This window comes from Acinetobacter bereziniae LMG 1003 = CIP 70.12 (assembly GCF_000368925.1).
Classification (GTDB): domain Bacteria; phylum Pseudomonadota; class Gammaproteobacteria; order Pseudomonadales; family Moraxellaceae; genus Acinetobacter; species Acinetobacter bereziniae.
On sequence record NZ_KB849755.1, the window covers coordinates 1,715,405 to 1,731,514 of the forward strand.

The 16,110-nt window shown below is 37.0% G+C and carries 15 protein-coding genes; 2 read left to right on the forward strand and 13 right to left on the reverse strand.

Going from position 1 to position 16,110, the window contains the following annotated elements:
* Window positions 1–245 precede the first annotated feature (245 nt).
* The 9 genes from F938_RS09790 to F938_RS09830 all read right to left on the reverse strand — a co-directional run bounded on the left by F938_RS09790 (window position 246) and on the right by F938_RS09830 (window position 7,758).
* On the reverse strand, window positions 246–710 hold the full coding sequence (locus F938_RS09790; protein ID WP_004830276.1) for a YybH family protein: 465 nt from the start codon (window positions 708–710) through the stop codon (window positions 246–248).
* Between the two features lie 655 nt (window positions 711–1,365).
* On the reverse strand, window positions 1,366–1,710 hold the full coding sequence (locus F938_RS09795; protein WP_004830277.1) for a YegP family protein: 345 nt from the start codon (window positions 1,708–1,710) through the stop codon (window positions 1,366–1,368).
* Between the two features lie 238 nt (window positions 1,711–1,948).
* Entirely contained in the window at window positions 1,949–2,407 is a 459-nt protein-coding gene (locus tag F938_RS09800) for a hypothetical protein (RefSeq protein ID WP_004830278.1), read from the reverse strand.
* Between the two features lie 99 nt (window positions 2,408–2,506).
* Window positions 2,507–3,151 (reverse strand): dethiobiotin synthase, encoded by a 645-nt coding sequence (gene bioD / locus F938_RS09805; protein WP_005031164.1) that lies wholly within the window; start codon window positions 3,149–3,151, stop codon window positions 2,507–2,509.
* Window positions 3,148–3,936, reverse strand: coding sequence for a malonyl-ACP O-methyltransferase BioC (gene bioC / locus F938_RS09810; protein ID WP_005031166.1), 789 nt, complete (start codon window positions 3,934–3,936; stop codon window positions 3,148–3,150). Before bioC ends, bioD begins: the two co-directional genes overlap by 4 nt.
* Before the next feature lie 23 nt (window positions 3,937–3,959).
* On the reverse strand, window positions 3,960–5,129 hold the full coding sequence (locus F938_RS09815) for an 8-amino-7-oxononanoate synthase (RefSeq protein ID WP_005031167.1): 1,170 nt from the start codon (window positions 5,127–5,129) through the stop codon (window positions 3,960–3,962).
* Entirely contained in the window at window positions 5,126–6,445 is a 1,320-nt protein-coding gene (gene bioA, locus F938_RS09820; protein ID WP_005031168.1) for an adenosylmethionine--8-amino-7-oxononanoate transaminase, read from the reverse strand. The genes F938_RS09815 and bioA overlap by 4 nt, the downstream gene beginning before the upstream one ends.
* A 110-nt stretch (window positions 6,446–6,555) precedes the next feature.
* Window positions 6,556–7,275 (reverse strand): alpha/beta hydrolase family protein, encoded by a 720-nt coding sequence (locus F938_RS09825; RefSeq protein WP_010590849.1) that lies wholly within the window; start codon window positions 7,273–7,275, stop codon window positions 6,556–6,558.
* Between the two features lie 126 nt (window positions 7,276–7,401).
* The gene (locus F938_RS09830) at window positions 7,402–7,758 is read right to left on the reverse strand and encodes a DUF6176 family protein (RefSeq protein WP_005031170.1); all 357 of its coding nucleotides are present in this window, start codon (window positions 7,756–7,758) and stop codon (window positions 7,402–7,404) included.
* Between the two features lie 131 nt (window positions 7,759–7,889).
* On the opposite strand from F938_RS09830, the gene F938_RS09835 reads away from it, so the two are divergent.
* Window positions 7,890–8,459: a peroxiredoxin gene (locus F938_RS09835; RefSeq protein WP_005031171.1), complete on the forward strand. Its 570-nt coding sequence runs from the start codon at window positions 7,890–7,892 to the stop codon at window positions 8,457–8,459.
* A gap of 155 nt (window positions 8,460–8,614) precedes the next feature.
* Here F938_RS09835 and ftn read toward each other — a convergent pair whose 3' ends face one another.
* Entirely contained in the window at window positions 8,615–9,079 is a 465-nt protein-coding gene (ftn, locus tag F938_RS09840) for a heteropolymeric bacterioferritin subunit Ftn (RefSeq protein ID WP_005031172.1), read from the reverse strand.
* Window positions 9,080–9,465: 386 nt separating this feature from the next.
* Between ftn and F938_RS09845 the strand changes: the two genes are divergently transcribed.
* Window positions 9,466–10,530: an SDR family oxidoreductase gene (locus F938_RS09845; RefSeq protein ID WP_005031177.1), complete on the forward strand. Its 1,065-nt coding sequence runs from the start codon at window positions 9,466–9,468 to the stop codon at window positions 10,528–10,530.
* 102 nt (window positions 10,531–10,632) lie between these two features.
* On the opposite strand, the gene F938_RS09850 is transcribed toward F938_RS09845, so the two are convergent.
* From F938_RS09850 to ligA, 3 genes are all read right to left on the reverse strand, one after another.
* Complete coding sequence (locus tag F938_RS09850) at window positions 10,633–12,780, reverse strand: TonB-dependent receptor (RefSeq protein ID WP_005031179.1); 2,148 nt, start codon at window positions 12,778–12,780, stop codon at window positions 10,633–10,635.
* 385 nt (window positions 12,781–13,165) lie between these two features.
* Entirely contained in the window at window positions 13,166–13,945 is a 780-nt protein-coding gene (locus F938_RS09855; protein WP_005031181.1) for a hypothetical protein, read from the reverse strand.
* A 70-nt stretch (window positions 13,946–14,015) separates the two neighbouring features.
* Entirely contained in the window at window positions 14,016–16,046 is a 2,031-nt protein-coding gene (gene ligA, locus F938_RS09860) for an NAD-dependent DNA ligase LigA (RefSeq protein ID WP_004830293.1), read from the reverse strand.
* Between the last annotated feature and the right edge of the window lie 64 nt (window positions 16,047–16,110).

The window sequence follows — 16,110 nt, forward strand, 5'->3', positions numbered from 1 at the left end:
GCTTGCGTTGTAGGTTAAAATTGAGCAGGCAAGGCATGAAATGAAAAGAATAGCGAGACTATTTTTAAGTTTCATAACGTAGCCTGAGATAATTTTAGCCACAACCCTTCGGGACTAGCGTGTTTTTTGTCGCTTCGTCGTTACGAACTACTCATTTAGAATGACTAAATTTCGTATTTCGCGCCTAGAATCGCCTAAAAAACACACCTAGTCGCAAACATAGACGAATTGTCCACAAACCCTAATTATACTACTAATCTCAATTTTGCCTTGTCTTTTAACATAATGGCTTTGCCAGTCATCATATCTATTGGCATTGAGATATGTTGATGTACCACCAACCATTGCCCTTCTTTCTTTTGAAGACATAATGTGGTTCGACACCAAGGCATTTGTAACTTATCTTTCAGTGCCGTATTTTCCACTTTAGAATGACAATGCAGTATGGCCAAATCGTTTGAGGCATATATTTTCATATTACGTCGAACAATTTTTATATTCTCGCTAAAATAAGGGCTAAACTTTTCCCATTCCTGTTTATAGGCGTGAATACCATCCATTTGAGTACTGACGTCAAACAGACTGACATCTTGTGCACATTGATCTAAGAGGTGTTCAAGACTGTTACCAACAACAGCAGCATCCCATATTTGAATTTGGGAAATAACCTCAGCAGCAATTTGTGAATTACCAGCGATTTCTATTTTCATCGAGAAACCTCACTTATTTGTGACCAATTTAACACTTAATAAATATTATGTGAATTATATTAGTGTTTATTTAAGTGACTGCTGAATCTAAATCAAACCTATCTCTTGTGATTATTCCAATATGATTATTTTATGGAATATCTCCTATAATCTAGATACACTCACCCAACTCCATCGATATAATTCTTCATTACATTAGCAATATTTAAAAATACTCAATTTAATTCACATATTTTCCGAAAAGTATTTGATTAAATGGTCAAATACCCTAATCGCAAATTATTTATTAAAACTCAATAATACCAAACCGATACAGTGAACTTAATTTGATAATAAATTGACCATAACATATTTAAATTTTAAAAATGCTTAAAAATAGTCATATAAATTTATGATAAAAACTCAATTAAGATTTAAAAGTAAATGCAAAGCTAATAAATATAATACTCTTGATGTTTTTATATTCTATCTTTTTAAAATGTATTTGAAGATTTATGTCAAAATTGTAATTTTAAACTTAACAATTTCATTAAAATTCATTTAAATAATTTCATTGAATTGATCAATTTTGATAAATAATGGTATTTTTAATCAACTTAATATTGCCATAAAAAAAGCATGTAAATCACATGCTTTTTTAGAAAATTTTAACAGTCTATTCTGCTTGTTCAGTTAAATCTTTAATTTTCTCAGAAGGACCATTTTTCTTTACAGATTCAATCCCATTATCGCGCGCTGCATCACCCGAATAAAATTGGCTCGTTCCAATGATTTGATGATTTGCGGCTTTTAAATTGAAGTAGGGTTTACCATTTTTGGCTTCAAGGCGATCATAACGAGCATCATCGGGGCTATTTTTTTGTACAGAAGCAATACCGTTCTGTGCTGAAGCCTTTGCTTTATACAATTCACTGGTAAGAATAATTTCTCCATTTCCTGCTTTCAATACAAAGCGATATTGACCATCTTTTGCTTGACTAATTTCATACCATCCTGACATGGCTCACCTCTTGATTGTTTTCAGTTTATTTTATTACACAGCGCTTATTGGATATAAATTACGCTACTGATATGAAATATAAATGACTTTTGATTTTTTAAAAAGACTAATTTGTTATGACTTTATGCTGAATGTAACGACGATAAGAAGCGATTAGGAAAATTTTTAAATATTCTTTATTATCAAACAGAAACATATCTTTAATTAATTTCCTCATTACAATTTAATGTTCAATCATTTATCGACTAAATGCATCTGTATGACCATAGCTTTTATATTTTATCTTGAGTAGTCGTTCAATTTCGGAATCATTGCCACGCAAAAACTTTTCCAAACAGTCACGAAATACCTCAAAAGGCACATCATCGTTATCAAAGCTTGGCATGCTTTCAGATTTAAATAAACCAAAAAGATGTGACTTTTGCTGTTTTTGATACAGTTCTGCATGCACATTAAAATTATATTGATCGTGACTGTAGGCAATCAAAAGACCACCAAACTTACGCCCACTCTGTATCTGCTCAACCTGAAAAAAGGGAAACTCGCCTTGATGTTGCTCTAACATCCCCCAAACAGCTTGTTTCGACCAATCAATTTGATCAAAGCTATTTAAAATTTGAGTGGATGCATTACTTTCAAAATCTAAAGAAGAGCGTTCAGACTCATTCAATAATTCAATTTGAATTTTAAAACTCATCAGCAGCATCCTCTCTCTGTTTAAGCGCTTTCAAGTTAAAACCTACTCTCGAAAGCAAAGTATTTTTATACAGCATCAAGCACTTGATAGCGTGCTTTATCATGAGATTACTGGAATATCGATCCAGATACTGTTCGGAAAATGTTTCCCTAAATAGGCTTTTAAATATTCTGCGGTATCTTTTGAAATTAGTTCATCCTGAGATTCATCATTTAAGTTATAGGCAAGCGCATACAACTCTAAATCACGACTCTTCAATGCTTCTAAACTTAAAATCGTATGATTAATACTCCCTAAACGACCAGAACTCACTAAAATCACTGGCAGTTTTTTCTGAGCGATATAATCAATTGTCAGCAGCTCTGTAGTGAGTGGCACCATCAAACCACCGGCACCTTCCAATAAAACAGCTTCATAGTTTTGTGCAAGTTGATCTGTGGCAGATTCAATTTTTTGGAAGTCGATTTCACGTCCATCTATTTGTGTTGCCAAATGTGGTGATGCAGGATAAGTAAAAATTTCTGGCATGGTCAGTTTGGTTTCATCTTCTGGAAACCAGCCCATGCCCATAATTTCTCGATGTTGTTGAATATCTTCTGATATATCTGTATTACCAGTCTGAATCAACTTTTGAGTAATAGTTTTACGCCCTTGCGCATTCCACAATTTTGCTAAATATCCCGTCGTATAGGTCTTGCCAATCCCCGTATCTATTCCACTAATAAAGTAAACTGATCCAGTCATGACATTCTCCGCGCGATACAATAAATAGGATGATAAGTCAGGCGATACTGAAGTACTCCTGCCTCATCAACATAAGAAAACTGTTGATAATTTTGGTAAAAATCCATAAGGCTTTGCTTTGTCCAACGGAATGAAGAAGCCGTTGCGGTTACACCTGTGGCTTTTAAATGTTGTAAAACTTGTTTGGGATGGGTAAAAGTCAACTGTTCAATCTGCTCAGATAAATGCAAAATTTCAAAACCATTTTTCTGCAATTTAGCCTGTAAGTCCTTGATAGATAAATAGCTCAATCCCTGCCCTGTTAAGCTTTTAATTTCTCGCAAATTGTGCTGACCAAAACTCGAAAAACACAGTTCGGCTTGTGCGGTTAAATGATGAAACGCCTGTTTAAAAATCGCATCTAAATCATTTATCCACTGTAGGGCAGAGCTTGAAGCAACCAAGTTCAAGTTTTGTGGAAACTCAAGTTGTTCAATATCCCCAATTAACCAGTTTACCTGAGGGTTACTTATTACATTAAAGTTAAAATGCTGCTGAACATCTTCATAAAGATCATTCAAAATCAAATCTTTGATATTGAATTTTTGTATTAAAAGCTGGGTTAGATTTCCTGAACCACAACCAATTTCAAATACTTTGTCATACTCACCAACACCATATTGAGTGATTAAATCAGACAAATGCTGAGCAATTTTTCTTTGCACGATTGCTTGTTCTGGATAGCTCTGCCCTGCCTGCGCAAAACGCAACGCAATCTGTGACATATCAAGTTTTAGAGATTTCACATTCAGCTCACAATACGTTCTGCTTACAATAGGGGAATCAGCTGATCTAAATCAGCTCGAGATATTTGAGCAGTTAAAGAAATACGTAACCTTGAGCCGTGTTGTGGAACAGTCGGTGGACGTACAGGCATAATGTAAAACCCTGCTTCTTGTAAAGTTTTTGCCTTCATCACTGTTTGGCTTGAGTCGCCAATAATCACGGGAACAATATGAGAAGTAGATGGACAATCAAAGCCCTTCGCTTGTACAGCCTGTTGTAAGTACCCACTGGTATTGTATAAATGTTGGCGCAATTGATTTAAACCTAAAACTTTCTGAAAGATAAAATTTGTCCAAGCCATACAAACTGGGGGTTGAGCCGTACTAAAAATCAAAGGACGCATCGAATTAATCAGAAACGCTCGAATGACTGGGTGACAAATTAAATAGCCACCAACTGATGCAATTGCCTTACCGAAAGTTCCAACTAAAAAATCAATCTCTTCGATCACTTGATATTGCTCAGCACAACCCAAACCGTGCTCACCTCGAACACCGATTGCATGTGCTTCATCTACATATAACATGACTTTGCAAAACTGCTTTTTAATCTCAACCAATTTTGTTAAATCTGTTTCATCACCATCCATACTAAAAATGGATTCAGTCACCACAATAATCCGCTCAAAAGCCTCATCATCATGATATTTAAGCAACAATTGAGCCAAATGTTCGAGATCATTATGTCGATAGCGCACATATTTTGCGGATGACAAACGGATGCCATCAATCATGCTGGCATGAATTAATTTATCAGCAAGAATCAGTGTCTTACTATCAGCAAGAGCAGGCAGAATACCAATATTCATATGATAGCCACTGTTAAACAGCAACGCAGCACGACCGTTAAAAGCTTGAGTTAAACTTTCTTCTAGCAATTCATATTCTGGAAAATTCCCCGTCAACAAGCGTGAAGATGAAGAGCTCATTCGGTGCTGAGCATTTGGCGTTTCATCAAAGAATTGCTTTCTTAGTTCAAGGTCAGAAGCCAAACCTAAATAGTCATTTGAAGCGAAATTTAGCATTTGCTGATCATGGATATATATCTCACGACCTTGCTGTGTATTTGAACTAAATTGTCGAAAGTTTCCTTGTTGCTTTAGCTCATCCAATTGTTTGGCATAGTGGTCCAGCAATCTATTGGTTGCACTCATATGTTTTGCTCCATACCGCTAACAACTTCAACCAACTGTGTAAGTAAAATATAAAGCTCACTGTCCTTAATCACATAAGGCGGCATCACATAAACCAATTTACCAAACGGACGAACCCAAATACCACGACGTACAAATTCTTGTTGTAAGGTTTTCATATCTACATTAACGGTGAGTTCAACCACACCGATTGCTCCCAATACACGGACATCAGCAACATGCTTGAGTGATTGTAATGGTGTCAAATGGCGATTAAGCTGAGTTTCGATACGCTGAATATTGTTTTGCCAATCTTGATTTATGAGTAATTCAGTGCTTTTTACCGCCACAGCACAAGCTAAAGGATTTGCCATAAAAGTAGGACCATGCATAAATACCCCCGCCTCTCCCTGACTAATCGTTTCAGCCACCTGCTTTGAGGTAATCGTCGCTGAAAGGGTCATATATCCACCCGTCAAACCTTTACCTATACACATGATGTCAGGTTCGACTTGCGCATGTTCCCATGCAAATAATTTTCCTGTGCGTCCAAAGCCAGTTGCAATTTCATCAAAAATTAATAAAACATCATATTGCTCACAGAGCAATTTGGCTTGACGTAAATATTCAGGATGATAAAAACGCATCCCTCCCGCACCTTGTACAATCGGCTCAAGAATCAAACCTGCAATACTGGCATGATGTACTGCCAAAGTTTCTTCAAGTGCCGCTATATCTTGTTGATCCCATTCTTCATAAAAACCAACTTTGGGTGCAGGGACAAAAAAACGGTTGGGTAAACTTGATCCAAAAATTTGATGCATACCTGTTACGGGATCACAGACAGACATCGCATTCCATGTATCTCCATGATAACCAGAGCGGGGGGTGACAAAATTGGTTTTTAGCGCGTTGCCTTGAGCAGACCAATATTGCACTGCCATTTTTAATGCGACTTCAACTGCAACAGAACCGGAATCTGCAAAGAAAATTTTGTCGAGACTTGGCGGAGTGATTTCAAGCAACAACTTTCCCAATTGTATCGCAGGATCATGGGTAAATCCGCCAAACATAATATGTGACATATTTTGGAGTTGATCGGTGACTGCTTGATTTAATTCAGGATGGTTATAACCATGAATCGCACACCACCATGAGGACATACCATCGATGAGTTGACGACCATCTTCAAGTTCAATTGTTGCACCAAACGCCTTTTTGACTTTAAAACTGGGTAAGGGCTGTGTCATGGATGTATAAGGATGCCAAAGATGTTCACGATCAAAACCTAGATCATCTGCGACCAATTCGTTCGCTCGGTTGTTTAAATCGGTCATCCATTTACTCCAGTATCCATAGGTAAAGCAGTTACAGCAAAAACAGTGTACCGATGTTAAACCTACAGAGAATAAAAATAAATTGCGAGATTTACCACTCGTCCAATGATTTATTCTATTTTTTGTAAATATTGGCAGATTTTATCAGAAACCAATTCAAAATTAAAAACTGGAAGCCCATGTGAACCTGTAAATAGCTCAACATCCAAAAACTTTGCATTGAATTTCTGGAAATTTTCAAAGACTTTGTGACTAACTAAGAAATCTTGCTCTGCAAACAAGTGATATTGCTTTCCAGTATAATTTTTTAAGATCTCAACATGATTTAATTGCTCTAAGCACAACAAACCCTGTCTTAATAGTTCTAAATTTTGTGGCTTAATCAAACTTTGCAATTTAGCAAAATCTGCTTTGCTGGTTTCGCTGCCCTGGCAGACCATAAAACCAAATTTTTTCAGTGTGGCAATTGCATCATCTACAAAGGATTGTTTGAAGTTTTGAAATGTAGTTTGAGGCATTGCCGTTTGCCATTCAGCATTTGCGACAAAACATGGATTTGAAGCCAGTGTGATCAATATCTTCTTTTGCTGATATTGTTTTTCGATTTGGTCGACCAACAAGGTTGCCAACTGCCCACCTAAAGACCAGCCACAAATCACATCAAAGGATTGAGCCTTTTCAACATAGTATTGTAAGACTTGTTGATCCAAGGCATTAAAAATATTAATCAGCTCAACGGCATGACCTTGCTGTTCTAAGCGTTGTTGTAATGCCATGAGCAGCTTTGTTCCACCGCCCCAACCAGTAATCAGCAAAATACGTCGATTCAATTCAAATCACTGTTAAAAATCATCAGAAGCGTTGATTAGAGCATGCTTAAAATAATAGAACAACAGATCTGATTACAACGCCAGAATTAGTATCTAAAAATCAAAACGTTAATGTCAATTTTTTAGTTATTGTTGCTTAACATCTAAATCAACCAATAATTGTTGCTTAACATCTAAATCAACCAATAAGCTTGCAGGAATCACTTTTGCCCATGTACTTTTAAATTGTTGATGGAGTTGATCTATTGCAAATTGACTATTTCTCGAAGTTTCATGCGCTTTAGAAATATCATCGGCACGAGTATAAGCAATCAAATAGTCAAGACCATCCAGTTCCACATGAAACCATGATTCTACATGCACACCTTCAGCAACAAGTGTCTGTATTGCCTCAGCTTGTCTACGATGTAATATTTCCTGCCATGCCCTCACATCATCTTTCTTATCCATTTTCAATTGGATGAGTACTGCACCGACGTCCATATTGTTCTCTTGATGATATACAACTTTAAAAATCATAAAGGCGTTTCAAATAAAAGCCAACATTTCTCCACGCGCTGTACAGCTAAACTTTGTTAGTATGGATTTAGGCTCAACGCAGCAAAGGATATACAATGAAATCACTTAAAATATTAGGTATAGGGTTACTTTCTATTTCTACCCTGTTGATGTTGAATCGGGTCAGTCATGCTGAAAATTCAATTTTTTCTTCTTATGAATCAGAACGACAATGGGTTGGAAAACCTGCGCCCAGTTTTAAACTACAAGATCAAAATTCAAAATGGCATGAACTGAGTCAATATAAAGGTAAATGGGTCGTTCTGTACTTCTATCCAAAGGATGATTCACCTGGTTGTACTCAAGAAGCCAATCAATTCAAATCACTCTATCCACAATTCATTAAGAATAATGCTGTAGTGCTTGGTGTAAGTTTGGATGATGTAAAATCTCATCAGAAATTTTCAGAAAAATTGGGACTCAATTTCCCGATTCTTGCGGATACCAATCACCAATTGGCGAATCAGTTTGGGATTGTGCGTAATCTCGGAATTACCAAAATCGCAAAAAGAGAAACTTTCTTAATTGATCCTCAAGGCTCAATTGTGTATCACTACAGCAGTGTAAATACTCAAACGCACGCAAATCAAGTGCTTGCTGATATCCAAAAATTTTCAAAAAAATAATTGTATAAAGCCTTAGCTATGATGGCATGCTATTTAATTAGCACTTAAACATCGAACAAATGATTGAGCTTGTTTGGTGCTGAAATAGCTCGACACCAATAAAAAAAGCCTTTAGATGATAAAATCTAAAGGCTTTTGATCTCATACAGCAACTCTTACATTTGCGACTGAATATAGTTTTGCAAACCAATCAATTCAATCAAACGCAATTGTTTTTCTAACCAATACGTATGGTCTTCTTCTGTGTCATTCATTTGCTGACGAAGCATATCACGGGTAACGTAGTCACCTTTTTCTTCACACAGTTTTACGCCCTGTGCAAGTTTTTCACGCACATGATATTCCAACGCCAAATCTGCTTTTAAGCAAGTCACCACATCTTCACCAGTGACGATATCATCTCGATTCATATTCGGTGTACCTTCAAGGAAAAGTACACGGCGAATTAAAGCATCAGCATGTGAAGCTTCTTCTTGCATTTCATGATCGATACGCTCATAAATTTTGCTTAAGCCCCAATCCTCGTACATACGAGAATGAATGAGGTATTGATCACGAGCAGCCAGTTCGCCACCGATCAACATATTTAGATAGTCTACGACTTCTGGATTGCCACGCATTTCAATTACTCCACATTCTTTTGCAATAGTATGGGCAAATTTTATAAAATTTGCAAAAGGCAAAATGTGTAAGTTTATGATTTTTATAAAATTAAAATGAGAAACATACGCATTTGCAATTCAAATAAGTAATTTTCTATATATAAAATAACCTCTTGCAATAATTCACCATACTTTTGATGGCGATTTATTGCTAAAAATGACAATGATTTATTTTGTAACCATTAAAAATGCTTCTTATTTGCCATCATGATTTTGTTTTCTATTAAATTTTAATCGCGAAACTCAAGCGATCACTTTTTTAATTTTTTTAATGCTAATATTTCAAGACAACATTCGCCTTAATATTTATGATATTGAATATTAAAAATTAGAAGGAAAAAATAATGGTTCAGGGAAATATTTCAGCCCCAATTTTGGTCACAGGTGCAACAGGCTATATTGCGAGTTGGGTGATTCAAAAGCTATTGGAGCAAGGTTATACCGTTCATGCAACTGTACGGGATTTAAATAAAAAACAAAGCTTTGCCCATCTTGAAAAAATAGCACAGCAAAGCACAGGAACACTTAAGCTTTTCAAAGCCAATCTGCTAGAAAAAGATTCTTTCGATGAGGCGATGCAAGGTTGTGAAGTTGTATTACATATGGCATCACCATTTGTAGTGACCAACTATAAAGATGCCATTAAAGATATTATTGAGCCTGCAATTTTAGGAACAGAAAATGTCCTCAATAGCGTCAATAAAACAGATTCTGTAAAACGTGTCATTGTGACATCAAGTATTGCTTCAACCTATGGTGATGCAATCGATATATTAAAAACTGAACACAATCAGTTTGATGAGTCCCATTGGAACATAACCAGTTCAACGACCCATCAACCTTATCCTTACTCTAAAGTCATGGCTGAACGAAAAGCTTGGGAAATGGCAGAAGCACAAAATCGCTGGGAGCTTATTTGTGTAAATCCAGCTTTAGTGCTTGGACCATCACTAACGGCAAATACTCAGTCAGGCAGTGTTGAAGTCCTCGAACAATTTGCCAACGGAATGACGCTATTTGGTGTTCCACCGATGTGGAATGGTATTGTTGATGTTCGAGATGTAGCTGATGCGCATATTTTAGCCGCGTTTAACCCACACGCGTCTGGTCGCTACATTATTAGTGGTGGCTCACTCAGTCTCTTGGAAATGGGAAAAATTTTACGTCAAAATTTTGGACAAAAATTTCCTTTTCCCCGCAATCAAGTTCCGAAAAAAGCTTTTAAATTTATTGGACCTGTATTTGGTTATTCACGTGACTTTATTGAAAAGAATATGGGCTATCCGATCTTCTTTAATGCAGATAAAAGTATCAAAGAATTGGGCATCCACTATCGTGATATTGAGACCAGTTTAGTGGAGCATTTTCAACAATTGCTTGATGATGGTGTGGTGAAAAAATATATTTAGCGTCTCCCAACATTTCAGCCATACACGTTTTCTTTAAAACAACAAGCCTTTTTCATATATGAAAAAGGCTTGTTGTTTTATTACGCTCAAAATCAGCTAGGCTTAGAAATCAAAGGTTACACCAACCTTATATGTTCTAGCACCACCCACCAAAGCGTAATTTGAATTAAAAACTCCTTCCCAATATTTTTTATTGGTCACGTTATCAACATTGGCAAGAAATGTGGTATTTACCCCACCAAGTTTAGTTTTATAACGTGCACCTAAATCAACAATTGTATAATCAGGAAGTTTTAAGCTGTTCTCTTCATTCAAATATTGTTCACTCACATAACTCACACGCGTGTTTATATTGAGACCGTCAATTTGAGGAATCGCATAATCAAGTCCCAAAGAGGCAGTAAAATCAGGAACACCATAAACGTTATTTCCCTGAATCGCTGTTTTACCAGATTTCACGTATTCCGCATCGATATAAGCCAAGCTCCCCATTAAAGATAATGCATCTGTTACATTTCCAGAGAAAGACCATTCGATACCACGTGAACGAGTCTCAGCATCATCTTTAACCTTATTTGTTATAGTGTCCTGATATACCTCGGGCTTTTCAATTTGATACAACGCCACAGTGTTTAACCATGAACCCCATTGATATTTGGCGCCCAATTCATACTGTTTAGTTTGGTATGGTGCAAGCGTATCTCCCTGATTGGTTGCAGTCGGATAGGTAATCTCAGAGACCGTCACGCCTTCTGCTAAACCCTCGACATAGCTTGCATAAAAAGACAGATCCTCGCCAAAGGGTTTAATCACAATGCCCAAACTTGGAGAAAGTTTATCTGAATTATAAGATGTTTTTTTAACCAAGTTCTTTGTATCAATATCTTGATAGCGAGCACCTAAAATGAGTTGCAACTTATCATCTAGCATTGAAATCTGGTCAGTTAAGGTGTAACTCACATACTCATTATCACCATAAGGCACAATTTCAGGATAAGTTGTTGGCATCTTTCCGGTATTGGATGGATGGTATAAATTCGTTGTAAAACTCGAACTGGTTGCTGCTTTATGTTGGGTATACTGACGCGTTAAATAATCCGCACGTAAACCTAATGTATGTTGAATAGAACCTGTATCAAACTTCCCCTCAAAGCCAAAGTTTGCTGCGGTGTTATGTTCTTTTGAACCCACGCGATAATATTGAGATGTGGCATTTCCATTGACATTATTCACAATCATACGCGTACCAAAAAGATGCCCATCGTATGATTTTTCAACATAACCAATACCCGCAAATGCTTTTAAATCAGGGGTAAATTTATATTCACCAGATAACCCCACAAATTGACTGTTGGTATTGCCTTTTAAGTCTGAGAAATAGTTTAAATCACCTTTTGGTGCGGCAAGAACCTGATTAACACTTCCCTTTCCTCCCATCGCAACCATCGCAGGTGAGCCCCCCTTACGATTTCCTTTTACCGCATATGCATCTAAGTTAATTTTGACTTTATCTGTAGTGTAATCGGCAGCAATTGAGCCCAGTGCTTGACGATCATTCATACCATCAATGATATGCTCACCATCTGCATAAGCACCATTTACACGTAGTCCAAATTCTTTCTCTTGACCAAAACGACGTGATACATCAAATCCCGATTGGTAATATCCTCCGTCTTCATATACAGCTGAAACACGTGTTAATTCTTTATCGGCTCGTTTTGAATGACCAATAATAATCCCCCCCACACTTCCTGTAGGAGCAACACCCGCGACCAATGCATTTGGTCCTTTAAGCACTGAAACGGATTCTAAAAACTCTGTTGGCATACGCCCATAAGGGGCTACACCATAAAAGCCGTTATAATTTAAATCTTCATGATTGACATCAAAACCACGGATTTTAAAGTTTTCATTGAGATGCCCTTGATTGGTCGTCGTTCTTACACTGGCATCATTTTTTAAGACTTCACCCGCAGTATTTGCTTGTTGGTTTTCAATCAACTGCTCAGAATAACTATTTATACTAAATGGGGTATCAATAATTTGCTTGTTGCCCAATGGTCCTAACTGGGTATTTTTTTTCAAAGCGCCATTGGCAAAAGTTGCCTCCTCTTGCTGTTTTTCAGCAGTAACTTTGATTGTCGGTAAGGTTGAAACCTCCGTATCAGCCAAAGCTGTTTGTAGAGTCCCCCCACCAAAAAGAGCAACCGCAATAGAATTAACTAAAAGAGTTTGGGAAAAAAGTTTCATATTCAACAAATTATTTTTCAATTGATAATGATTATTATATACACTATTACTATTGTTAAATATTGTAATTTTTCATCTAAAACTTTTTTTAATGGAAAATTCTAATAAATAGGAATGATTATCATATAAAAAATATGAGACTTCTTCGCCATTCAAAATAGGATTCAATACTTTTAAGTATCCATGAAATATGAATAATCGCTTTCTATGGCTAAGCATCGCCTAGCTTAATTGATGTAAATTTTTCATGTAAAGCTTGGTGTTGCAAATAAAAGTCTTACAGATTTATTTTTATCTCATGATCAAGGTTTCATGCTTGATCAAGCTAAAATACATTTAAACGTCTTCCCAAAAATTACTTTTTCAAGCTTTATGAAGAAACTGATTATTGCACGATTAAGTAATGCCCAATATTTTCATATCCCACATTCAACCTATTCACATTAAATTCAGTTGGCATGAGCAACACATCTGGCTCATCAACAAATTGACCGATCGCATATTCTAAGATCACACTTTTTTGTTGATTTAACATTAGCTTCATTTGGCAATATGAAATTCGTTTGTCTTGATCATGTTCCTGATTTAACGTCTTAATTTCTGTAAAGTTAAAATGAAAATTTTGTTGGATCTGTTGTTTTAATAATTTGTCCTCATGAATGTCATACTGAAAAAGCGCATTGATCGCTTGATCTTTCTGAGCATCATAAACCATCAAAAGTTGCTTTTGTTGTTTATCTAATTGCATTGCGATATAGGGTTCTAATAACTTTTCATAATTGGCAATATAGTGGTAAACATCATCCAATTCTGTTTCTTTTGCCTGTTGTTGTTGAGCAATTTTGACAAACTGAGTATTCAAATCATGGAAGATGTTTTGGTTTTTTTGTATCAGTTTTTGTTTGAGTTGGGCTTGTGTATATTGCTTTGACCAAATCAAGTCATTCACCGATTGTTGATCCTGTTTAAAGGATCTAAGCATGAATTCGTTAAAATGTTTAATTCGCAAATACCAATAGTGGTATAAATCATTTTCAATGGATTGATTTAAATGCTCATTCAACTGTTTTAAACCACTCGTATGCTGACAATCATTCACGGCAAAAACTGAGGTTGTTGGCAATAACAGTAGAAAGCAAGCAACATATCGTTTTATTATTTTCATGACCTAAAGATGATTGTAAAGACACACAGAATGTATCTTTACAATAGCTTAGGAATTTATTCAAGCATATTTAAGCTTGACCATAATCAGCCATCAACGCTAAAAAGGCTTGCTCATCCAACACTGGAATGCCCAATTTTTCTGCTTTTTCGAGTTTAGAACCCGCCTTTTCTCCAGCAACCACACATTTGGTTTTACTTGAAACACTGCCACTCACACGAGCACCTAAAGCTTGAAGCATCTGAGTCGCATCATCACGCCCCATCGTTGCTAGTGTTCCAGTAATCACCCAACTCTCACCATTTAAAGGCTGACGTGTTGGAGCTATTGGAGCATCCCAGTGAATTCCTGCCGCCAGTAACCGATCAATAACTTCAAGATTATGTGAGGCTTGGAAAAAATCGACGATCCATTCAGCTGTAATTCCACCCACATCTGGTGTCTTTTTCAAGGCTTCGAGATCAGCATGGCGAATTGCATCAAAGGTTTGGAATGTATTGGCAAGCATACGCGCTGTCGTTTCACCGACGCCACGAATTCCAAGTGCATAAATAAATGCAGCTAAGGTTGTTTTCTTACTGTTTTCAATGGCATCCAGTAAATTCTGAACAGATTTTTCGCCCATTTTCTCAATGGTCAATAGCTGTTCACGATGTTCATGTAAGTGATAAATATCAGCAACATCTTTTAATAAATCAAGATGAAGTAATGACTCCACCCAACGATCACCTAGACCTTCGATGTCCATCGCTTTACGAGAAACAAAGTGTCGAATGGCTTCAATACGTTGTGCTGAACAATACAAACCACCTGAACATCGAGCTAAAGCCTCACCTTCTGGCATCACCACAGGTGACGAACATACAGGACAGTTTTCGGGCAAATGCACTTCAACCACATCGTCTGGACGAAACTCTAACCAAACTTTCTCAACTTTGGGAATCACATCACCACTGCGATAGACACTTACAGTATCGCCAATTCGAACATCTAAACGATGGATTTCACCAATATTATGCAAAGTCACATTTGAAACGGTGACACCACCCACAGCCACAGGGTTTAAACGAGCTACGGGGGTTAATGTACCAGTTCGCCCCACTTGCCAATCAATATTTTCAACTGTTGTCAAAGCAGCAACGGCGGGGAATTTATAGGCTGTTGCCCAACGTGGCTCTCGACTTAAAAAACCAAGCTTTTGTTGTTGTTGTAGGTCATCCACCTTAATGACCATTCCGTCAATTTCAACCGCCAAATTCGGACGCTCTTGATTGATTTGCTGATATTTTTCTTGAACTTCCTGAATACTGTCACAAATAAAATGACGTTCGCCTACGGCAAAGCCAAAATTAGTCAACCATTCAAGGCTTGCTGACATCGAGCTTAACCCATGATTAGGTTCGCACTGTGCAATCCCATACGCATAGAATGCCAAAGGTCGTGATGCAGCAATATTTGGATCTAGCTGTCGCAAACTTCCTGCTGCGGCATTGCGAGGATTGGCAAATGTTTTTTCACCTTTGGCTTCATTCTCAGCATTCAATCGCTCAAAACCAGCTTTAGGCATCAGCACTTCGCCACGAACTTCTAGCAAACGAGGTACTGCAACTTTGTCAGAAGACAACACTTTGGGTAGATTGCGAATCGTTTTGACATTTTGAGTAATCACTTCGCCTGTTTCACCATCCCCACGGGTAACACCACGAGTCAACACCCCGTTTTCATACCAAAGTGAAATCGCCAATCCATCGAATTTCAACTCCACATCATACTGAATTTTCTGGTTGGGTAAGCGTTCCTCAATACGGCGGGCAAAAGCAAACAATTCTTCCTGATTAAACACGTTGCCCAATGACAACATTGGTACAGTATGAGTAATGGTTTCAAATTTAGCCAGCGGTTTACCTCCGACTTTATTCACAGGGCTATCTGCCTGAACTAAGTCTGGATATTGCTGTTCTAATGCTTTGAGTTGGTGAAATAGCTGATCATATTCACTGTCTTCAATACTGGGTTGATCCATCACATAATAAGCATGGTTATGTTTGGCTATGAGCTGAATCAATTGACGCATTTGCGTCACGACAGGATTATTTTCCATAAATTATTTCACCATCTAAAAAGGCGGATAACTCCGCCTAAAATTTTGAATACCAATTATAAAG